Here is a 22033-nt window from a genome sequence, read left to right on the forward strand (position 1 = left end):
TTCTCACAGCTCAACGAACTTGTGGATATCTGCAAGGCTAAATATGCGGTGGATCCTGTTGTTGTCAAGAAGGCCGGTAATGCCGCTGAGGCCGCAAAAGATGGAGCAGAAGTAAAAGAATTAACGGAAACAGCTAATAATTCTACAAAAGCAGCATCTGAAGATTGTAAACGTCCTTCTTGGAGACAGTCCGAAATAGATGCAGCAAAAGATTATCCTAATTATAAGGAGCAGGTTTCTTTCAAAAATGGAGAAGAAGTTCCATATGGTACTAAAGGAAGTGTTAGACCAGATTACTATAATCCAGGTAGTAGTATAGATGTCAAGAATTACAATCTTACAAGCCAGAGTGGAAGAACAAATCTAGCTAGAAATATAGAAAAACAATATTATCAGCGAATAAAAGAATTACCTGCTGGTACAAAACAATCTGTACAAATAGATATACGTGGTCAGAATGTAACTGAAGAGCAATTAGAAAGCTTATATAATGATATTATGGAAAGAACTAAAGAAGGAATAACGGTTTACTTTAAGAAATAATCTGGAGGGATATAATATGTCAGTAGGATTTACAGTCAAATTTTATTGGTTTCAAGTTGGAACAGGAGATTTTTTACATTCTTTTTTTTCAACTATTGCGTATAATTTAGAAGATAAGAACTGGGGAAGTAAATTTCCTACTATTATGAATGAATTATATTCTGGAGAATTAAAATATGAAAATATTCATAATGCTATAAATGAATTAGATGAAATAAGACATGAATTATCTAGATTCTCACCTGATAAAGTTGTATGGGATATTGAAGATTTATCCAAGCAACCACCATGGGAAGATAATATTAGCGATGATATTACAGATTTATCAAATTATTTTGTGACAAGCGATGGTGAAGATTTAATTGAAGTATTAAAAAGAGCTTTAGAGACAGGTATAGAAAAAAAGGAAAGTGTTAAGATTTCAAAACTATAATAATTGTCTTGGAAAAAAATGAATGAAAAAGCCCTATAAATGCTTGGTTTCTGAATAAAAAAGAAAGCATTTATAGGGCTTTTTAATATAAAAATAATACTAACTTAGTTTTCTGTTATCATCAACTTTCTTCTGAGCTGTTGAGAGCATAAGCTTGATACGGTTAAGTTGGTTAACTTCAGATGCACCGGGATCGTAATCGATAGCTACGATATTGCATCCGGGATACATGTTGCGCATCTTCTTTATAACGCCTTTACCCACTACGTGGTTGGGAAGGCATCCGAAAGGCTGCGTACATACGATGTTTGAAGCCCCTTCCTTGATGAGCTCAACCATTTCACCGGTAAGGAACCAGCCTTCACCTGTCTGATTTCCGATATCTACGATAGGAGCGGCGTATTCAACCAGTTTGTATATAGGCTCAGGAGGAGTGAAGTGAACACTCTTTTTGTAAGCGTTTGTTGCTCCGCTTCTGAGTCTTTCAAGTACCCATATTCCAAGCTTACAAAGTGTCGCTGTTACAGGGCTTGTTCCAAGCTCTTTTGCCTTATAAATCTGGTTGTAGAAGCAGTAGAGCATAAATCCGATAAGTTCGGGAACAACTGCTTCGGCACCTTCTGCTTCGAGTAGCTCTACGAGGTGATTGTTTGCTGCCGGAGCGTATTTTACTAGGATCTCGCCAACTACGCCGACTCTTGGCTTAACTTCATCCGTGATCGGTATCTTATCAAAGTCTTCAACAATCTGTCTGCACAAGCTTTCAAATTTAAATATATTGTTATGCTTGGCGGTTAAGAATTCCACGCATACTTTGAGCCATTTTTGATGGCATGCATCAACAGAACCGGGAACCTGTTCATAAGGTCTCATTCTGTATACGCACTTCATGAATATATCGCCGAAAATAGCAGCGTAAGCGGCTTTTACGAACATCTTCTTATCAATCTTAAAGCCGGGATTGGCTTCGAGTTTAGAGAGATTAAGTGATACTACGGGAATCTGCTCCATACCGGCTTTTTTAAGAGCTCTTCTGATAAAGCCGATATAATTGGTCGCTCTGCATCCGCCACCTGTCTGAGACATGATAACGGCAACTTTATTAAGATCATATTTGCCGCTGCTAAGTTCATCCATAATCTGACCGACAACCCAAAGAGAAGGGTAGCAGGCATCGTTATTGACGTACTTAAGTCCCATATCTATCGCATGTCTGTTATCGTTCTGCATTACGACAAAGTTATATCCGCAGGATGAGAATGCCGGCTCTAACAGATCAAAGTGAATGGGAGACATCTGAGGGCACAGAATAGTGTATCTGTTTCTCATTTCTTCCGTGAAAATAACTCTCTTATTGGCTGTAGATCTGATATCTCGGATCTTATTCTTTTGTTTTCTTACACGTATAGCGGCAAGAAGTGAACGAACACGGATTCTTGCACTTCCGAGATTGTTGACTTCATCAATCTTAAGGCAGGTATAGATCTTGTCTGAACCAGAAAGGATGTCGTTGACCTGATCGGTAGTAACGGCGTCAAGTCCGCATCCGAATGAGTTGAGCTGGATAAGATCCAGATCTTCTCTAGTTCTTACAAATGAAGCCGCAGCATACAGTCTTGAATGATACATCCACTGATCTGATACGATAAGAGGTCTGTCAGGTGTTCCCAAATGTGAAACACTGTCTTCTGTAAGAACCGCAACACCGTAAGAGCAGATCATATCAGGGATACCGTGATTGATCTCGGGATCGATATGATAAGGACGACCTGCCAGAACAATACCGTGTTTATTGTTTTCTTTCATCCAACGAAGAGTTTCCTCGCCTTTATGAGCAATATCTTTTCTCATATTGTCCATTTCTTCCCAGGCAAGCTTGGAAGCCTTTATAACTTCTTCCGCAGGGATCTCGGAAAACTCTTTTACAAGTGACTTCGTGGCAACTTCAAGATTGGTGAAAGCCATGAAAGGGTTTCTTAGTTTAACATCACCGTCTGTTATTGCCTCAACGTTATTCTTGATGTTTTCGGAATACGAAGTGACGATAGGGCAGTTATAGTGATTTGTAGCACCCGGAACTTCCTCTCTTTCATAGAAAAGTCCTGGATAGAAGATGAAATCAACCTTCTGTTTGATAAGCCACTCGATATGTCCGTGTGAGAGCTTGGCAGGGTAACATTCTGATTCGCTTGGAATTGATTCGATTCCAAGTTCGTAGATCTGATGAGTTGATCTTGGTGAAAGAACAACTCTGTATCCAAGCTCTGTAAAGAATGTGAACCAGAAAGGATAGTTCTCATAGAAATTAAGAACTCTGGGTATGCCGACAGTACCTCTTTTTGCCTTATCGGGAGTAAGAGGCTCGTATCTGAACATTCTTTTATATTTGTATTCAAAGAGATTGGGGATACCGTCGGCATTCTTGACCTTACCGATACCTCTTTCACATCTGTTTCCTGAAATATGCTGACGACCGCCTGTGAACTTATTGATGGTAAGTCTGCAGTGGTTCGTGCATCCCTGGCATGTTGTCATGCTGGTCTTGTATTCAAGATTGTTTATCTGATCGATAGAGAGCATTGTTGTCTTGTAACTTCTATCCTCGTTAAATCTGTCTCTCGCGATAAGAGCCGCACCGAAAGCACCCATGATTCCTGCAATATCGGGACGAATGGCCTCAGCGCCGGAAATAATCTCAAATGCTCTAAGCACTGCATCATTATAGAAGGTTCCGCCCTGAACGACTATATGGCTTCCGAGATCCTTGGCATCGGATACTTTGATAACCTTAAACAGAGCATTTTTTATTACGGAATATGCAAGACCCGATGAAATATCCGCAACATCGGCGCCTTCCTTTTGGGCCTGTTTAACTCTTGAATTCATAAATACGGTACATCTTGTTCCGAGGTCAACGGGAGACTTGGCGTAGAGTGCAACCTTGGCAAAATCCTGAACACTGTAGGAGAGTGATTTTGCAAAAGTTTCGATAAATGAACCGCAACCCGATGAACATGCTTCGTTAAGCTGAACCGAGTCAACGGACTGATTCTTGATATGAATGCATTTCATGTCCTGACCGCCGATATCAAGGATACAGTCAACTTCCGGGTCAAAGAAAGCGGCAGCATTGTAGTGAGCGATTGTTTCAACTTCGCCGTCATCAAGTAAAAGCGCAGACTTAAGAAGCGCTTCACCGTAACCTGTTGAGCAAGCACGCGTAATATGAACATCTTCAGGCTTAAGCTTATAAATTTCCTGAATAGAAGAAATAGCGGTCTTTAACGGACTTCCGTTATTGCTTGAATAGAACGAATACAGAAGATCACCGTCTTCACTGATAAGAGCACACTTTGTCGTTGTACTTCCCGCATCGATTCCAAGGAATGCATTTCCTTTATAATCATCAAGCTTCTTGGTCTTAACCTTATACTGATCCTGGCGGTTTCTGAATGACTTATATTCATCTTCGTTATTAAATAACGGATCAAGTCTTGCAACTTCGGCATCCATAACGATTTTGTGAGATAACTTGGATACCATATCATCCATTGTATAGAATGTGTCTTCTTTTGCATTAAGAGCAGAACCGATAGCGGCAAAAAGATGCGAATTATCGGTATTTATAGTATGTTCTTCATCAAGTTTAAGTGTTCTTATAAAAGCTTCTTTTAACTGGTCAAGAAAATGTAGGGGACCACCCAAAAACGCAACGTGTCCTCTGATGGGCTTACCGCAGGCAAGTCCTGAGATAGTCTGATTGACAACAGCCTGGAAAATAGAAGCCGATAGGTCTTCTTTGGTAGCGCCTTCATTGATAAGAGGCTGAATATCAGATTTGGCAAATACTCCGCATCTTGCGGCGATAGTATATAGAGAATGGTAATCTTTGGCATATTCATTAAGACCGGAAGCATCAGTCTGCAAAAGAGATGCCATCTGGTCGATAAAAGAACCTGTACCGCCGGCACAGATACCATTCATACGCTGTTCAACGTTTCCGCCTTCGAAATATATGATCTTGGCATCTTCACCGCCGAGCTCGATAGCTACATCAGTCTTGGGCGCAAGCTCTTTAAGCGAAGTGGAAACAGCTATAACTTCCTGAACAAAAGGAACATCAAGGTGTTTAGCGAGTGTAAGTCCGCCGGAACCTGTGATCACGGGATGAAGAGTAACATTTCCCGCAGTTTCTTTTGCTTCTGACAGAAGCTCTGCAAGTGTTTCCTGGATATTGGCAAAATGTCTCTTGTAATCGGAGAAAACAATATTTTTCTCACAGTCAAGAAGAGCTACTTTGACCGTGGTTGAGCCAATATCAATGCCTAATGTGTAATCCTTAGAAATCATAAAAAACCTCACTTATATAATAAGTAGACAAGCTTAATAATTATAATGCACGGATACCCAAAAATCAAATTACGAAAGAGTTGTAAAAAGGGCTTTGGCTCATTCAAGAATGCGATGTTTACAATAACTTCGGGCGATGATAAAATCAAATGATCAGCTTAGTTTAGGAATCGAGGATGCTTATGAATAATTTTATAGATAAAATGGAAAGAAAAATCGGAAGGTATGCGATAGTTAACCTTACCAAATATATAATCGGACTTTATGTTGTCGGCTACATACTTCAGTTTGCTCCTGCAAGTGCAAACATCACGAGATTTTTATCTCTTGATCCGTATCTTGTCTTGAAGGGACAGATATGGAGACTTGTCACATGGGTACTTATTCCGCCGAGAAGCTTTGATCTTTTGATCATCATTACATTGTTGTTCTATTATTTTGTCGGAACGACTATGGAGAGGACGCTCGGTAGCTTTAGATATAATCTTTTTATCTTTACCGGAATGCTCCTTATGATAGTGGCTTCTTTTGCAACACTGCTTGTCTACAGCAAAGTGTTAGGGCTTAATTCGGAGCAGCTCGCCGCAATAATGAATCTTTACTCACCTGCATTCAGTACATATTACATCCAGATGATGGTATTTTTGTCTTTTGCCATATGCTATCCGGATATGCAAGTTCTTTTTATGCTGTTTATTCCTCTTAAGGTAAAGTGGCTTGGAATCTTTTACGGACTGGTACTTGCTTACAATAGTTTCATGGCTGTTAAGGGCTCTAATTATTTCCTGTTTTTCGCGATTCTTTCGCAGGCGATCAATCTTTTGCTCTTTTACTTAAGCCTTGGTAAGCTCAATCATATGCGCCCCAAGGAAGTAAAGAGAAGAACCGAGTTTAAGAGAAATACTCAGATGAGACCCAAAGGGATAACAAGGCATAAATGCGCGGTATGCGGCAGAACGGAAGAGGACGATCCGAATCTCGAGTTCAGATTTTGTTCCAAGTGTAACGGCAACTATGAATATTGCCAGGATCATCTTTTTACACATGAGCATGTTAAATAATGTCAATAAGGAGACATGATGGGAAACATAGATAATAAGGAAAAAGAATTTGCGGAGATACTTAAGAGTGTTACAAGAACAGCCCGCGAAAACAGAAATACAATATCAAAAGCTGAAGTAATTGAGGCTTTTTCCGAACTTGACCTTGATGATAAGCAGCTTACAATGGTGCTTGATTATCTTAAGAATCATAAGATAGGTGTCGATGAAGAAGCTGTATTTTCCGAGGAAGACCTTACCGAAGACGAATCCAATTATCTGAATGATTATCTTGAGAGTCTTGAAGCTCTTCCCAAGGTTTCCGACGGTGAAAAAGAAGCTACGACAATTGCCGCACTTGCCGGAGATAAGAATGCTCAGAACAAACTTATAGAGATATATCTTCCTATTGTCGTTGATGTAGCCAAGATGTATGCGGATCAGGGCGTATTTATCGAGGACCTTATCGGAGAAGGAAATGTTGCTCTTACCAAAGGTGTGACCATGCTTGATGCTGTGGGAGAGCCTTCGGAAGTTGAAGGATTTCTTTATAATCTCATGCTTGATGCAATGGAAAACATCATTGAAGCCAACCTCGCGGAAGATGCAGGTGCACAGAAGGTTCTTAAGCTTGTTCAGGAGGTTGCCGATAAAGCCAAGGAACTTGCCGACGATCTTCGCAGAAAGGTTACTGTAAAAGAGCTTATGGATGAAACAGGCTGGGATGAAGAAAAGATCAGAACAGCCATTGAATTTAGCGCTGATAATATCGAAGATCTTGATAGCGGAGCAGACAAGAAAAAGAAATGAATAATATAATAAATGAAGATGATTTCAAATATTATATGCAGGATATCGAAAGATATTACTTCGGAGCCCGCTATAATTACAATGAACTATTGCAGAACGAACTTGTTCCTTTTAAGTTTAAGACTGTTATAACCAAGTATATAAAAGATGATATCGATCTTTCTAATACGCTTGAAAGTCATATCTATTATCTTACAAGAGAGACGTACGATTATAAGGTTTTAAAGCAATTAAGGTGCAGAGTTCGCACCTCAATATACAAGAATCCCGATAAAAAAGATAAAGGATTCAAAGAAAAGATCTACAAAATAGAAGAGATTGCCAAAATCTCGACCGAAGATAAAGAAAAGCTCGGAATGATAGTCAGAGAGCTGATCATTTCAAAACTCGGTCTTTGGAGTTTTCAGGTCTGAAATTAGCAAAATGACGGTTCACACTAAGCGGGTGTTGTTCCTCATTTAGCATTCTAAACTTTGAAGGCGGATAGCCGGTTGTTTTCTTAAATGCACGCGTAAACGCTGTACTGCTCGCAAAGCCTGCCTGATAGGAAATGTCAGTGATCGACAGTTCCGGGTTTGACAAAAGCGTTTGCGCATAATTTATGCGCATTTTCTGTAGGTATTGATAAAAGGTCATACCTGTATATTCCGTAAATATTCTTTCAAAATGATATTTGCTGAAGCCCGCAAAGGCAGCAACACTCTCAAGAGAAATATCCTCAGTAAAATTTTCCGAAAGATAAGTACATACATTGCTAAGAGATATACTATTTTTAAAAGCGGAAGAAGTAGCAATCGAATCAGAATCTTTGATAAGATTTATATTTTTTCCGCAAAGCGCGATAAACTGCATAAGAATGGAATAAATCTCAAGCTCACCATATGGCGCAAGCTCGGTATAAGCCATAAGACTTTCGTCATAATCGTCGTAATGCATGTCGAGGGAAGGATCCGACCCGAAGTTTATGTTCATTATCTTGATCAGCCATTCACATAGCTGGTCATAGATATCCCTTGGACATGTTTTTTTCTTGATATGAAGAGCAGGAGACATAAGACGGAAAGCCTTATCAATTTCTTTTAAGGCTGTAAATCTCGAAAAATCGGCTTGGATATATATTCGTGAACCCGGAGACAGCGAAAAGATCTCATGCAGAACGGAAGGGCAGATAAGCAAAATGTCGCCAACTTCAACGTTATATGTTTTACTTTCGCAGATTATCTTGTACGGAGCTTCCTTGGGCCAGATAATCTCTATATCAGTATGCCAGTGCGGCGGATAATCCGAATGCATTTTGTTGATATACATTCGAAGGCTTGTGTTTATCTTGTGTTGTACGGTTTCTTTAGCACTGGCGATCCTACTTTTCATCCCCCAAAAACTCCTTTTTATAATAAGCAATTTTTTATTTTAGATATAAGTATAAAATTGCTTTAAAAACAGTGGTTAATCATAAAGTATTTTAGATTTATCTTTAACTAATAGTAATTATAACATATACAAAATAAAATAATGCCCAAAAAAGCGACATATTGTATAGTAAAAATCACAAAAATTTATTTAGCACAAAAAATCGCACTGATAAAATAGCAATTTTGGTATATTATATAGCAACTTTTTATAAGCAATAATTATCCTGTTCATTTATAGTATGTCCTAAGTAGGAAACATTTATGTTTCAAAATATGGATGTTTTACGACGCTAAAATATCCGATCCATACAAAGGAGGACAGTGTATGAATAAAAAGGTATTGGCTAGTATTTTAGCTACAGTCTTAACTGTAACAACACTGGCAGGTTGTGGCAGTAGTTCATCAGCACCCGCAGCGGGCGGTTCTGATGCTAACGCACCCGCAGCTTCAGGTGACGCGGCACAGGCTTCCGATTCAGCAGGAAAGCAGACGGACGGAAAGAATCTTCCTACGCTTACAACAGAGCCTATGGAGATCACACTTTGGGATATCGCTACAGAGGATCCTTCCAAGAGCACACAGGAAGGTGCTGTTCAGAGATTCATGAAAGATTATCCCAACATCAAGATCAATCAGGTACATCAGCAGAACGATAACTATAAGCAGCAACTTGTAGTTGCAATGAGTTCAGGACAGTGTCCAAACATCTACGTTCACTGGGGTGGCGGCCCTATGGCTGAGTATTATAAATCAGGCTATGCCAATGATCTTACAGAAATGTATGCAAAGTATGATCATCCCGAATTTATTGATGCAGCTGTAGCTCAGTCAACATATGACGGCAAGATGCTTGCCATTCCTTTCGGCGGACTTTCAGGCTGCGATATCTTCTATAACAAGACAATATTCAAGGATCTCGGACTTGAAGTTCCCACAACAATCGATGAGCTTGAAGCAGTATGCGAGAAGCTTAAAGAGAACAATATTATTCCTTTCACACTTGCAAACGCATCAAAGTGGACAGGTTCAATGTATTATATGTACCTTGTAGCTCGTCATTCAGGAAATGCTGAATTTGATGCAGCTTACACACAGGAGAACGGCGGAACATTTACCAGTGATGCATTTATCTGGGCAGGCACAAAGATTCAGGATTGGGTTAAGAAGGGATATTTCCCTGACGGTGTTAACTCACTTTCAGCCGATGACAACCAGGACAGAGCACTTCTTTATGACGGATCTGCAGCTATGATGCTTCATGGCGCTTGGCAGGTTTCCGGTATCAAGAACGACAGTGAAGAGTGGTACAACGAGAATCTCGGTGTATTCCGTTTCCCTGAAGATTCAGAAGCTAAGGCTAAGGGAGTTCCTCAGGACGTTGAGATCGGCACAGCAATCGGTATGGGTATGTCATTCAACTGCTTCAAGGAAGACGGTTCTGTTGACCAAGATATGCTTGATGCTTGCTATGTTCTTGCAACACAGTATTTCAACGATGATACTTATAACAACGATCAGATGACAAGCGGAACACAGCCTTCAATCAAGGGAATGGAAGAAAACATCGACGATCCCAACATGAAGATTATCGCTGATGTATTCTTCAACGCTTCAAACGTACAGCTTTGGTATGACCAGTATCTTCCCGCTTCTGTAACGGAAGTACACAAGAACTGCATGACTGAGCTCTTCGGACTTGAGAAGACTCCTAAGGAGATAGGCGAAGAACACGATGCGGCAATGAAAAAAGCTATTGCTGAACAGTAATTAAGCTATAAGAGTATACGATAGTATACGCTGCGGCTAAAGTGATAATAAAGCTGCCCGCAGGGATAAATATTCCTGTAGGCAGCTTTTAACTAAATGAACGCGGCGGGAAGGAGATAACGTGAAAAAAGAGAAGAATGTCAGCCTTGCTCAGGCTAAGGCGAGAAGTACAGCCAGAGCGGCAACGGTGTTTCTGATACCGGCGCTTTTGCTTATAGCGATTTTTATAATCTATCCTGTAATCGATACTTTTGCGATCAGCGGAAACAGATGGAATGGTATTTCTGCGGATAGAGTATTTATCGGATTAGACAACTGGAAAGCACTTATCAAAGATGAAATGTTCTGGAAATCTTTCCGGCACAATCTCATTGTTATGGTATTTTCCATTCTTTTACAAATTCCTTTAGGTATGCTTCTTGCTACTTTTTTGGATGCGGGAGGCAAGAAATTCAATATTTTTAAGATCATATGGTTTTTGCCGTATCTTATGAGTTCTGTAGCTATCGCATTCCTTTTTGTATATGCACTTGCAACCAACGGAGGTATTGTTTCTTCGCTTGCAAGCATTATTCAAGGTAAAAAAACAACCATAGATCTTTTGGGAACGGCTCCCAATGCCTTATATACGATCATAGGTGTTATGGCTTGGCAGTTCACTCCCTTCTATATGGTTTACTTTATAGCCGGTTACGGCAATATCGACACATCAATCTATGAAGCTGCCATTATCGATGGTGCGACAAGATGGCAGTATATTAAACATATCGCAATTCCTCTTTTGGGACCTATCTTCAAGACAGCATGCACGATGTCACTTATAGGTTCACTTAAGTACTTTGATATGATCTGGAACATGACACAGGGCGGACCTGCGGGTTCAACAGAACTTATGGCTACTTATATGTATAAGCTTTCGTTCCAGCAGTTCAACATGGGTTACGGTTCAACGGTTGCAGCGGGAATGTTCTTGCTTATAACCGCCATTGCACTGTTATTCAATAAGGTATTTAAGGTTAAGGAGGAGTATTGATTATGGAAAAAGGCTATTTGGATGATTCGGATTTTCGTAAGGCCAAGATAAAATCAAAGATTGCATGGACAATTGCAATTTTATTTGCGTGCGTTCAGGTTGCCCTTACGCTTACTCCTTTCTTCTTTATGATAATAAATTCATTCCGTAAGCAGTTTGATATGCTTCAGCAAGGTGTATTCCACCTTCCGGATCCATGGTATTTCAAGAACTACGTAGATGTTGTAACTCACGGTTTCTTCAGCTATTTCTTTAACTCAGTGATAGTAGTGGCAGTATCTCTGGTTCTTATGCTTGCAATATCATCATTTGCCGCATATCCGCTTGCGAGAATGAAGTTTAAATTAAATCCGTATATATATGCGCTTATAGTTGCAATGATGTCTGTTCCGATGCACGTAACTTTGATACCTATTTTCAAACTTACTCAGACATTCGGGCTCTATGACTCACTTTGGTCACTTATCGGACCATATGTAGCATTTGCGCTTCCCATGTCGGTATTTATACTTACTGCATTTATGAAGACTATTCCCAAGGAGATAGAGGAATCTGCTGAAATCGACGGCTGCAATCGCTATCAGAATTTCTTTAAGATGATACTTCCTTTATCTAAATCGGGATTATCTACACTTGCTATTTATAACGGCGTATCAATGTGGAATGAATTCGCTTTTGCAAACACTTTGATCATTACTCCGGCAAAAAAGACATTACCTCTTGCGCTCGGACAGTTCAAAGGTGAACATTCGCTTGATATTCCCATTATCCTTGCAGTTCTGACTTTGTCGGTTCTTCCTATGATTACTTTGTTTATCATCTTCCAGGATAAACTTGTTAAAGGAATGATGGCAGGCGCTGTTAAGGGTTAATAACAGAAAGAGGGGCTTTCTTATGGTTATTTATGTAGATGTAAATGCTTTACACGATGGAAACGGCAGCAAGAATCTTCCGTTTAAAAGAATTAATGAAGCTGCCAAGATTGCGAAACCGGGGGATGAGATACTTGTTGCTCCGGGAGTTTACAGAGAATATGTCAATCCCATAAACGCGGGAACGGAAGAGGAGCGTATAGTTTATAAGAGCAGTGAGCCGCTCGGTGCAATTATCACAGGAGCGGAAAAGTTGACGAATTGGACCAAATTTAAGGGTGATGTTTGGGTAACCAAAGTTAAGAACAGTATCTTTGGAGAATACAATCCATATACTACGCTTGTTTACGGAGATTGGTATTTTGCTACTCCGAATAAACACACAGGTTGTGTTTGGTTAAATGATGAAGCACTTTATGAGGCTTTGAGCATCGATGAATGTCTTGAAGCCAAAGTATATGAATGCTCATGGGATCCCGAGAACTCAAAGAGAAAATGGTATGCAGAGCAGGATTCTAAAACCGATGAAACTATTTTCTATGCTAATTTCGGCGGCGCAGATCCCAACAAAGAAAATGTTGAAATCACGGTCAGACGTGAATGCTTTATGCCAAGCAAAGAAAGAATCGGATATATCACCGTTAGCGGCTTTAATATCAATAAAGCCGCAACAACATGGGCACCGCCCGCAGCATATCAGGACGGTATGATCAGCCCTCATTGGAGCAGAGGCTGGATTATTGAAGATTGTGAGATATGGGGAAGTAAATGCGCCGGAATCTGTCTTGGACGCTATTATGATCCTGAAAACAGCAATTTCTATACAACCAAGCATGTAAAGAGTCCCACTCAGATGGAGAGAGATTCTGTTTGCCGCGGTCAATTCTATGGTTGGATCAAAGGAAAGATAGGCGGACATATTATCAGAAGAAACAACATTCATCACTGTGAGCAGGGCGGTATTATCGGCCGTATGGGTGGTGTTTTCAGTACCATTGAAGATAATCACATTCATCATATCAACAACATGATGGAGCTTGGCGGAGCAGAGATTGCCGGCATTAAGATGCATGCAGCCATCGATGTTACAATGAGAAGAAATCATATTCATCACTGCACAATGGGAATCTGGTGTGACTGGGAAGCACAGGGTACAAGAATTACGCAGAATCTTTTACATGATAATGAGCGCCCTTCATTTGCCACACAGCTTGAGGGCGGAATGACATGTCAGGATATATTTGTAGAAGTAAGCCATGGACCGACGCTTATAGATAACAATATTCTTTTATCCGATGTATCACTTCGAATTGCCACTCAAGGCGTTGCGATGGTGCATAATCTTTGCGCAGGTTCTTTTACCTTCGTAGGAGACGGAACAACATGGAGATATACTCCTTATCATATGCCTCATAGAACGGAAGTTATGGGCTTTATGACCATTCTTCACGGAGACGACCGCTTCTATAATAATATCTTCATACAGAAATGGCCTTCGGAAGACTGGGTTGTAGGAAACGATTCAAGACCTGAGGATAAGTATACTGAAAACAGAAAGGTCGGAACATACTGTTTTGATGAGTATCCAACTTTCGATGAGTGGATACTGCAGTTTGATATGGAAGAAGAGTATCCCAATATGAGAAAGCATGAATCCGCTCATTTCGGTCACTTACCTGTATGGATTGACGGAAATGCTTATTTTGAGGGTGCTACCGGTTATATAAAAGAAAAGAATGCATTTACCGATAACTCCGGAAAAGTTCATGTGGATGTTATTGAAAAGGACGGAAAGTACTTCCTTGATACCAATATCTATGATGTTCTTAAGGGCTTTAAGATAGACATGATATCAACAGAAACTCTGGGTGAAGCGTTTGAACCTTCGCAAAAGTTTGAAAACCCCGACGGAACACCGATCACATTTGACAGTGATTATCTCGGAGAACATCGCAGAGCAGAAGTTATTCCCGGGCCTTTTGCAACAGCGGAAGATGCTAAGAAAGAGCTTTACGGAAAGCTTTCGATTGAGTAAAGCCTGTTGAATAAAAAGATTATAGAGCATAAAAATAGAGCGGTGAGTAAATCACCGCTCTTTAAATTCATGTTTATAAGAGATTAAGCTCTCTCAACTTTGTTTGATCTAAGGCAAGCTGCACATACATGCATTCTCTTTGTTCCGCCGTTTACCTTAACTGCAACGTGCTGAACGTTAGACTTCCAAACTCTGTTAGATCTTCTATGAGAATGGCTTACGTTGTTACCGAAATGAACGCCCTTGCCACAAATATCACATTTAGCCAATTTTGACACCTCCTTATAAGCCATGTAATCAAATTCTATAGCAATATTGTGCTGCTTTGTTCGCAACATTGATATATTAGCAGAAACATATACAGAATGCAAGTAAAATATGCAAAATTTGTAGTTTATTTTTTGGAGAACTGCTATTATAATACTATATGTATGCGAAAACGGTGGTCCCATGGGCTATCGCATTAAGGAGGAATAATATGAAGGCTTCTTCTATGAACACTCACATGGGTAGTATATCAATCGATAACGAGGTTATAGCTCAGTACGCAGGTGCTGTTGCAATGGAATGCTTTGGTATCGTAGGTATGGCCAATGTCAATGTTAAGGACGGACTTGTCAGCCTTTTAAAGATCGATTCTATGACAAGGGGTATCAACGTATCTCTTGATTCCAATAATAAGCTTATACTTGACTTTCATGTCATTGTTGCTTATGGTGTTAGTATTTCGGCAGTGTCTGATAACCTTATAGACAATGTTAAATATAAAGTAGAAGAATTTACTGGACTTGAGATCGAGAAGATTAACATCTATATCGAGGGTGTCCGCGTAATTGATTAATTCTATCGACTGCAAGTTCTAGGAGGATTTTTGTTTTGAGTAATAATGTAATTGACGCTAAGATGTTGTCAAAAATGTTCTTGACCGGTGCCAAGAATCTCGAAGCTAAGAAAGAATGGATCAACGAACTTAATGTTTTCCCCGTTCCCGACGGCGATACCGGTACCAACATGACAATGACCATCATGTCAGCAGCCAAAGAGGTTGGATCTCTTGGCGACAACGCAGATATGTCTGCAATATGCAAAGCGATTTCTTCAGGATCTCTTCGCGGAGCAAGAGGTAACTCCGGAGTTATCCTTTCTCAGTTGCTTAGAGGTTTCACAAAGGTTGTAAAAGAGCACGACGAAGTTAATGTAAGTATTCTTGCCGAAGCTTTTGATAAAGCTGTAGAGACTGCTTACAAGGCAGTTATGAAGCCCAAGGAAGGTACAATTCTTACCGTTGCCAAGGGCGCAAGCGAGAAAGCACACGAGCTAGCTGTAGAAGGTACTGAAGATATCGAGTTTTTCTGCAGCGAAGTCATTAAATACGCAGACGAAGTTCTTGCCAAGACTCCCGATATGCTTCCTGTTCTTAAACAGGCAGGTGTTGTGGATTCCGGCGGACAGGGTCTTGTACAGGTTCTTAAGGGTGCTCTTGACGGATATCTCGGCAAAGAGATCGATATTACCATTACAGAAGAGCAGGTTACTCCCGGTGCCAAGACAATGGGAGAGCCCAAGGAAGAGGATATCAAATTCGGTTATTGTACAGAGTTTATTGTTCTTCTTTCTAAGCCTCTTAATATTAAGCAGGAGATTGATTTCAAGAATTTCCTTGAATCCATCGGTGATTCGATTGTTATGGTTGCAGATGATGAGATCTGTAAAGTGCACGTTCATTCCAACGATCCCGGACTTGCGATCCAGAGAGCTCTCATGTACGGTCAGCTTTCAAACATGAAGATTGACAACATGAGAATGGAGCACAGAGAGAAGCTTTTCCATGAGAACAATGACGGATCATGGGCTGAGATAGAGACAGAGATTAACGGAGCTGCAGAGCTTACACCCACATATCTTCCCGGTGATGATATTCCTATCGGAAAGAAGGTTGAAACAGAAGCTCCCAAGGCTGCTGAACCTGAGATGCCTCACAAGGAAGTCGGCTTTGTAACCGTATGCGCAGGTTCCGGACTTGCCGATATCTTCAGAGGACTTGGTGTAGATTACGTTATTGAGGGTGGTCAGACAATGAACCCTTCTACAGCTGATATTCTCGATGCTGTTGATAAGGTCAATGCCGATACCGTTATTGTACTTCCTAATAATAAGAATATTATTCTTGCGGCAAATCAGGCAGCTATCATGTCGGAAGACAATGATTCCGATAAGAAGATTGTTGTAGTTCCTTCAAAGACTGTACCTCAGGGTATCACAGCGATCATCAACTATGTGCCCGATACTCCTGTCGAGGACAATGTTGCGGCTATGACAGAGGCTCTCGGAACAGTTAATACAGGTGAAGTTACTTACGCCGTAAGAGATACGGTTATAGATGATGTTCAGATCAAGCAGGGTGACTACATGGGTATCGGAGATTCCGGTATTCTTGCTGTCGGCGGCGAGATAGCCGATGTTACATTCGATATGCTCGATAAGATGATGGACGATGATCTTGAGCTTATCAGTGTATATTACGGTGATGAAGTTGACGAGAAGGACGCAGAAGCTCTCAGAGAGAGAATCTCCGAGAAATTCCCTTCATGTGATGTTGAACTTCAGTTTGGCGGACAGCCTATTTACTACTACATTGTTTCTGCAGAATAAGGTATAATTTAAATATCGATTTTCTTATAAGCCGGGTTTATTTTTACCCGGCTTATATTTTAATAAGTAATCAGCAGATGAGGTTTTGTTATGGGAGAAAGAGAACTTTCCGAGCTTATAACCGACCTTAAAGGAGTCGGCGACAAGACAGGTAAGCTTTTTAATAAGTGCGGAATTTATACATGTGGGGATCTTTTGACCTATTTTCCGAGAGATTATGACTATTTCGGTGATGTCAAAAACGCTTGCGATGCCTCGGAAGGACAGATGTGCGCAATGAAGCTCACCATTGTCGGTTCTGTTTCAAAAAGACGTGTTCGTAATCTTTCAATTCTTTCTTTTGAAGCCGCGGATCAAACCGGCAAGATTAAGATGACATATTTTAACGCGCCTTATCTTATTAATAGTCTAAAATCCGGAACAACGCATATTTTCAGAGGAATCACCCGTAAAAAGGGCAATTTCTTTTACATGGATCAGCCAAAGATGTACAAGATTGAGGAATATGCTGCTTTATCGGGTAGTATGAGACCGAAATACTCACTTGTAAAAGGACTTACCAACAATGCAGTGACCAAGGCTGTAGAACAGACCTTTATAAACGCCGGCAAGCTTGAAGAATATCTTCCGGAAGATTTGATAAATAAGCTTAATCTTGTATCTTATTCAGAAGCTGCATACGGAATCCATTTCCCAAAGAATTCAAAAGAACTTGAGGATTCCCGAAGAAGGCTTGCTTATGATGAATTTCTTTTATTTATTTTAAAGCTTCGACTTTTAAAGTTGTCGCAAAAAGAGATTCTTAACTCTTTTCCCATGATAGAAGTATCTGATGTAAACAGATTATTGGAACAGCTTCCTTATGATCTGACCGGCGCACAGAAAAAAGCATGGAATGATATATTAAACGACCTTTCGGGAAAACAAGTGATGAACAGGCTTATTCAGGGTGATGTTGGTTCAGGTAAGACTATCATTTCGTTTATGGCTCTTTTGACAGCTGCGGCAAACGGATATCAAGGCGCTATAATGGCACCGACGGAAGTACTTGCAGCGCAGCATTTTGAGAATTTCAAAAAGATGATAGATAAATACAAGATTACTGCGCTTAAACCGATTCTTTTGACAGGATCTCTTTCCGCAAAAGATAAGAGAAACGCACAAGAACTTATCGCAAACGGTGAAGTTAATTGTATCATCGGAACCAATGCGCTTATTCAGGAAAAAGTCAGTTATAAGAACCTTGCTTTGGTCGTTACCGATGAGCAGCACAGATTCGGCGTAAGACAAAGAGAATCTCTTGCCGGAAAAGGTGAGAACGTGCATGTTCTTGCAATGAGCGCGACTCCGATTCCACGTACTCTTGCGATCATCTTATACGGAGATCTGAGTATTTCTGTTATCGATGAGCTTCCGAAAGGACGCCTTCCGATCAAGAACTGCGTTGTAGGAACCGATTACAGAGATACCGCCTATAAATTTATAAATAAACAGGTGGAAGAGGGGCACCAGGCTTATGTCATCTGCCCGATGATCGAAGAGGGCGAGCTTAACGGTGCGGAAAATGTCATGGAATATGCGGAAAAACTTCGCTCCGCGCTTCCTTCAAACATACAGGTGGGAATACTTCACGGTAAGATGAAACCCGCTGTAAAAGATGAGATAATGGAGTCTTTTGCAAGGAAGGACATCGATGTTTTGGTTTCAACAACGGTTATCGAAGTCGGAATCGATGTTCCCAACGCTACTGTAATAATGATCGAAAATGCCGAAAGATTCGGCCTATCTCAGCTACATCAGCTAAGGGGAAGAGTCGGAAGAGGAGATGCGCAATCATATTGTATCTTTATCAATACTTCTGAATCGGATGAGACCAAGAAAAGACTGGATATTATGAACAGATCTAATGACGGTTTTGAGATTGCAAGGGAGGATCTGGAGCAGCGCGGTCCCGGAGATCTTTTCGGCGTAAGACAGAGCGGTGAACTGTGTTTTAGAGTTGGTGATATCTATCATGACAGCGATCTTGTAAAAGAAGCTGCGATGGATGCGGACAGAATTTTGGCAAGCGATCCGGAATTGTCTCTTCCACAACATAGTGTGTTAAAGAATAAGATAAGCACAAAATCTGCAAATTTTATTGACTTTACAACGCTATAAAAGTAAACTTATTTTATTAAACAGGATGAAAATAGGAGGATTATCGGCATTTTTGTCGAAATTGCTAGAATGGCTAAAGTTGCGATAGTTACGGACAGTAACAGTGGAATTACACAATCACAGGCTAAGGAACTTGGCATATATGTTGTACCGATGCCCTTTATGATAAATAACGAAGAGTTTTTCGAAGATATCAATCTTACTCAGGAACAGTTTTATGAGAAACTCACGGGTAACGCTGAGGTTTCGACCAGTCAGCCCACACCCGATTCTCTTATGACACTTTGGGATGAGCTTCTCAAAGAATACGATGAGATAGTTTATATCCCTATGAGCAGCGGACTTTCGGGTTCTTGTCAGAGTGCATTTATGCTTGCCGGCGAGGAATATGAAGGTAAGGTCTTTGTTGTTGATAATCAGAGAATATCCGTGACACAGAGACAGTCCGCAATAGATGCCAAGGCTATGGCTGATGCCGGCTTTTCTGCTGAAGAGATTTCCAAAAAGCTTTTTGATACCAAATTTGAGTCCAGCATTTATATTATGCTCGATACTCTTTATTATCTTAAAAAGGGCGGAAGGATCACACCCGCAGCGGCTGCGCTCGGAACGCTTTTAAGACTTAAGCCCGTTCTGCAGATCCAGGGTGAGAAACTCGATGCTTTTGCCAAAGCTCGTACAACTTCTCAAGGTAAGAACATTATGCTTACAGCCGTTAAGAACGATATTGAGAACAGATTCGGCGGTATGGAGGCAGGCGACTTCTGGATAGAAATAGCCTATTCTCATGACACTGAGGCTGCAAATGAATGGAAAAAAGAGGTAGAGGCTGCATTCCCCGGCCACGAGGTTCATATGGATCCCTTATCTTTATCTGTTTCATGTCATATAGGACCCGGAGCGCTTGCTCTTGCGGTCACAAGAAAACTGCATTTTTGATGCGGTAATAGATTATTTTGATATTAAAGTTTTGCAAAGGGGTTTACACAAATGGCTTCATACGAACAATATGATGCTTCCAGTATCACTGTCTTAGAAGGTCTTGAAGCGGTCAGAAAGCGTCCCGGTATGTACATCGGAAGCGTGACCACAAGAGGCCTTAATCACCTTGTTTACGAGATTGTAGACAATGCGGTTGATGAACATCTTGCAGGTTTCTGCACACAGATCCATGTAACATTGGAAGCCGACGGCTCAGCCACGGTAGAAGATAACGGACGAGGAATTCCCGTTGGAATGCACGCTAAGGGCATAACAGCAGAGCGTGTTGTTCTTACCATGCTTCATGCCGGCGGTAAGTTTGATAATAATGCATATAAAACAAGCGGAGGTCTTCACGGTGTAGGTTCATCCGTAGTTAACGCTCTTTCTACAAGAATGAGTGTCAGGATAAAAAAAGACGGATTTATCTATGAAGACAGCTATGAGAGAGGAATTCCCACAACCAAACTTAATAAGGGACTTCTCGATCCTGTCGGAACAACAAAAGAAACGGGAACAACCATCAACTTCCTTCCCGATGACACTATTTTTGAAAAGACAAGATTCAAAGAAGATGATATAAAATCAAGGCTTCACGAGACTTCTTATCTCAATCCTTCACTTACTATTATTTTTGAAGACAAAAGACCCGGTGTCGAGGAATACATTGAATTCCATGAACCCGACGGAATCACAGGCTTTATCAAGGATATGAACAAATCCAAAGAAGCCGTGTGCGACGTTGTTTCTTTTAGTGGAGAGAGCGAAGGCGTAGAAGTAGAAGTTGCTTTCCAGTACGTCAATGAATTCCACGAGGATGTACTCGGATTTTGTAATAACATCTATAATGCCGAAGGCGGTACGCATCTTACCGGCTTTAAGACAATGTTTACCAATATCATCAATCAGTACGCAAGAGAGCTTAATATATTAAAAGATAAGGATGCCAACTTTACCGGTACCGATGTTAGAAACGGTATGACCGCGGTTATTTCGATCAAGCATCCCGATCCAAGATTTGAAGGTCAGACCAAGACCAAGCTTGATAACCAGGATGCAGCCAAGATCGTATCCAAGATAACCAATGATGAGGTTACAAGATTTTTTGACCGTAATTTGGAGTGCCTTAAGTCTATCATCGGCTGTGCAGAAAAGGCAGCAAAGATCAGAAAGACTGAAGAAAAAGCCAAGACGAATATGCTTACCAAGCAAAAGTATTCTTTTGACTCAAACGGCAAGCTTGCAAACTGCATAAGTAAAGATGCTTCCAAGTGCGAGATCTTCATCGTAGAGGGAGATTCCGCGGGTGGTAGCGCCAAGATGGCAAGAGATCGTAATTATCAGGCAATCCTTCCCATCAGAGGTAAGATTCTTAACGTCGAGAAAGCAAGTATCGACAAGGTTCTTGCTAATGCCGAGATCAAAACCATGATCAATGCATTCGGATGCGGTTTTTCCGAAGGATACGGCAATGACTTTGATATTAACAAGCTAAGATATGACAAGATCATCATCATGGCCGATGCCGACGTCGACGGTGAACATATCGCGACACTTCTTTTGACTTTATTCTACAGATTTATGCCGGAGCTTATCTATCAGGGGCATGTATATATCGCCATGCCACCTCTTTACAAAGCTATGCCTTCAAAAGGCAAGGAAGAGTATCTGTATGACGACAATGCTCTTGCCAAGTACAGAAATGCTCATAAAGGCAGCTTTACACTTCAGCGCTATAAGGGTCTTGGTGAGATGGATCCCGCGCAGCTTTGGGAGACAACACTCGATCCCGAAAGACGACTTCTCAAGGCTGTTGAAATTGAGGACGCCAAGATGGCTTCTCATATGACAGAGCTTTTGATGGGCGTTGACGTTCCACCCAGAAGAGAGTTTATTCATCAGCATGCGACAGACGCAGAGCTTGATATTTAAGATTTTTTGACC

The 22033-nt window shown here is 40.8% G+C and carries 17 protein-coding genes; 14 read left to right on the forward strand and 3 right to left on the reverse strand.

Annotated features, from left to right (window positions below; all coding sequences use genetic code 11):
- Together D6856_RS15110 and D6856_RS00010 are read left to right on the forward strand one after the other, a co-directional pair.
- On the forward strand, positions 1-543 hold a 543-nt coding region (locus tag D6856_RS15110), incomplete at its 5' end, for a hypothetical protein (RefSeq protein ID WP_199704093.1).
- Between the two features lie 16 nt (positions 544-559).
- On the forward strand, positions 560-976 hold the full coding sequence (locus D6856_RS00010; protein WP_120685230.1) for an immunity 70 family protein: 417 nt from the start codon (positions 560-562) through the stop codon (positions 974-976).
- A 99-nt stretch (positions 977-1075) separates the two neighbouring features.
- Here the strand turns inward: D6856_RS00010 and D6856_RS00015 are convergent, their stop codons facing one another.
- Positions 1076-5326 carry a 2-hydroxyacyl-CoA dehydratase gene (locus tag D6856_RS00015; RefSeq protein ID WP_120685231.1) on the reverse strand — a complete coding sequence of 1417 codons (4251 nt, stop codon included), beginning with the start codon at positions 5324-5326 and terminating at the stop codon, positions 1076-1078.
- Positions 5327-5508: 182 nt separating this feature from the next.
- Between D6856_RS00015 and D6856_RS00020 the strand changes: the two genes are divergently transcribed.
- The 3 genes from D6856_RS00020 to D6856_RS00030 are packed head-to-tail and all read left to right on the forward strand — an operon-like array spanning position 5509 to position 7589.
- Positions 5509-6387 carry a hypothetical protein gene (locus D6856_RS00020; protein ID WP_120685232.1) on the forward strand — a complete coding sequence of 293 codons (879 nt, stop codon included), beginning with the start codon at positions 5509-5511 and terminating at the stop codon, positions 6385-6387.
- Between the two features lie 18 nt (positions 6388-6405).
- The gene (locus D6856_RS00025; protein WP_120685233.1) at positions 6406-7176 is read left to right on the forward strand and encodes a hypothetical protein; all 771 of its coding nucleotides are present in this window, start codon (positions 6406-6408) and stop codon (positions 7174-7176) included.
- On the forward strand, positions 7173-7589 hold the full coding sequence (locus D6856_RS00030) for a hypothetical protein (RefSeq protein ID WP_120685234.1): 417 nt from the start codon (positions 7173-7175) through the stop codon (positions 7587-7589). The genes D6856_RS00025 and D6856_RS00030 overlap by 4 nt, the downstream gene beginning before the upstream one ends.
- Here D6856_RS00030 and D6856_RS00035 read toward each other — a convergent pair.
- Complete coding sequence (locus tag D6856_RS00035) at positions 7552-8547, reverse strand: AraC family transcriptional regulator (RefSeq protein WP_120685235.1); 996 nt, start codon at positions 8545-8547, stop codon at positions 7552-7554. The two genes, D6856_RS00030 and D6856_RS00035, sit on opposite strands and share 38 nt — an antisense overlap.
- 366 nt (positions 8548-8913) lie before the next feature.
- Between D6856_RS00035 and D6856_RS00040 the strand changes: the two genes are divergently transcribed.
- From D6856_RS00040 to D6856_RS00055, 4 genes are all read left to right on the forward strand, one after another.
- On the forward strand, positions 8914-10356 hold the full coding sequence (locus D6856_RS00040; protein ID WP_158588782.1) for an extracellular solute-binding protein: 1443 nt from the start codon (positions 8914-8916) through the stop codon (positions 10354-10356).
- 121 nt (positions 10357-10477) lie between these two features.
- The gene (locus tag D6856_RS00045; RefSeq protein ID WP_120656632.1) at positions 10478-11389 is read left to right on the forward strand and encodes a carbohydrate ABC transporter permease; all 912 of its coding nucleotides are present in this window, start codon (positions 10478-10480) and stop codon (positions 11387-11389) included.
- A gap of 2 nt (positions 11390-11391) precedes the next feature.
- On the forward strand, positions 11392-12261 hold the full coding sequence (locus D6856_RS00050; RefSeq protein WP_120685237.1) for a carbohydrate ABC transporter permease: 870 nt from the start codon (positions 11392-11394) through the stop codon (positions 12259-12261).
- 22 nt (positions 12262-12283) lie between these two features.
- A complete protein-coding gene (locus D6856_RS00055) occupies positions 12284-14296 on the forward strand; it encodes a right-handed parallel beta-helix repeat-containing protein (RefSeq protein WP_120685238.1) in 2013 nt (670 codons plus the stop codon).
- Between the two features lie 83 nt (positions 14297-14379).
- On the opposite strand, the gene rpmB is transcribed toward D6856_RS00055, so the two are convergent.
- Positions 14380-14565, reverse strand: a complete 186-nt coding sequence (gene rpmB, locus D6856_RS00060) for a 50S ribosomal protein L28 (RefSeq protein WP_092246925.1) — start codon at positions 14563-14565, stop codon at positions 14380-14382.
- A gap of 209 nt (positions 14566-14774) precedes the next feature.
- On the opposite strand from rpmB, the gene D6856_RS00065 reads away from it, so the two are divergent.
- The 5 genes from D6856_RS00065 to D6856_RS00085 all read left to right on the forward strand — a co-directional run bounded on the left by D6856_RS00065 (position 14775) and on the right by D6856_RS00085 (position 22021).
- Entirely contained in the window at positions 14775-15137 is a 363-nt protein-coding gene (locus D6856_RS00065) for an Asp23/Gls24 family envelope stress response protein (protein WP_092246928.1), read from the forward strand.
- A gap of 35 nt (positions 15138-15172) precedes the next feature.
- Entirely contained in the window at positions 15173-16948 is a 1776-nt protein-coding gene (locus D6856_RS00070) for a DAK2 domain-containing protein (protein ID WP_120685239.1), read from the forward strand.
- A 90-nt stretch (positions 16949-17038) separates the two neighbouring features.
- A complete protein-coding gene (gene recG / locus D6856_RS00075) occupies positions 17039-19108 on the forward strand; it encodes an ATP-dependent DNA helicase RecG (protein WP_120685240.1) in 2070 nt (689 codons plus the stop codon).
- Between the two features lie 69 nt (positions 19109-19177).
- The gene (locus D6856_RS00080) at positions 19178-20047 is read left to right on the forward strand and encodes a DegV family protein (RefSeq protein WP_120685241.1); all 870 of its coding nucleotides are present in this window, start codon (positions 19178-19180) and stop codon (positions 20045-20047) included.
- 51 nt (positions 20048-20098) lie between these two features.
- Entirely contained in the window at positions 20099-22021 is a 1923-nt protein-coding gene (locus tag D6856_RS00085) for a DNA gyrase/topoisomerase IV subunit B (protein WP_120685242.1), read from the forward strand.
- The last annotated feature ends 12 nt before the right edge of the window (positions 22022-22033 follow it).

The organism is Butyrivibrio sp. XB500-5 (genome assembly GCF_003625505.1).
Lineage (GTDB): Bacteria > Bacillota > Clostridia > Lachnospirales > Lachnospiraceae > Butyrivibrio.

Coding starts and splice junctions, on each gene's coding strand:
- D6856_RS00035 (WP_120685235.1), bottom strand. CDS start 8,547: ATGAAAAGTAGGATCGCCAGTGCTAAAGAAACCGTACAACACAAGATA.
- D6856_RS00030 (WP_120685234.1), top strand. CDS start 7,173: ATGAATAATATAATAAATGAAGATGATTTCAAATATTATATGCAGGAT.
- D6856_RS00085 (WP_120685242.1), top strand. CDS start 20,099: ATGGCTTCATACGAACAATATGATGCTTCCAGTATCACTGTCTTAGAA.
- recG (WP_120685240.1), top strand. CDS start 17,039: ATGGGAGAAAGAGAACTTTCCGAGCTTATAACCGACCTTAAAGGAGTC.
- D6856_RS00025 (WP_120685233.1), top strand. CDS start 6,406: ATGGGAAACATAGATAATAAGGAAAAAGAATTTGCGGAGATACTTAAG.
- D6856_RS00080 (WP_120685241.1), top strand. CDS start 19,178: ATGGCTAAAGTTGCGATAGTTACGGACAGTAACAGTGGAATTACACAA.
- D6856_RS00040 (WP_158588782.1), top strand. CDS start 8,914: ATGAATAAAAAGGTATTGGCTAGTATTTTAGCTACAGTCTTAACTGTA.
- D6856_RS00050 (WP_120685237.1), top strand. CDS start 11,392: ATGGAAAAAGGCTATTTGGATGATTCGGATTTTCGTAAGGCCAAGATA.
- D6856_RS00065 (WP_092246928.1), top strand. CDS start 14,775: ATGAAGGCTTCTTCTATGAACACTCACATGGGTAGTATATCAATCGAT.
- D6856_RS00020 (WP_120685232.1), top strand. CDS start 5,509: ATGAATAATTTTATAGATAAAATGGAAAGAAAAATCGGAAGGTATGCG.
- D6856_RS00015 (WP_120685231.1), bottom strand. CDS start 5,326: ATGATTTCTAAGGATTACACATTAGGCATTGATATTGGCTCAACCACG.
- D6856_RS00010 (WP_120685230.1), top strand. CDS start 560: ATGTCAGTAGGATTTACAGTCAAATTTTATTGGTTTCAAGTTGGAACA.
- D6856_RS00055 (WP_120685238.1), top strand. CDS start 12,284: ATGGTTATTTATGTAGATGTAAATGCTTTACACGATGGAAACGGCAGC.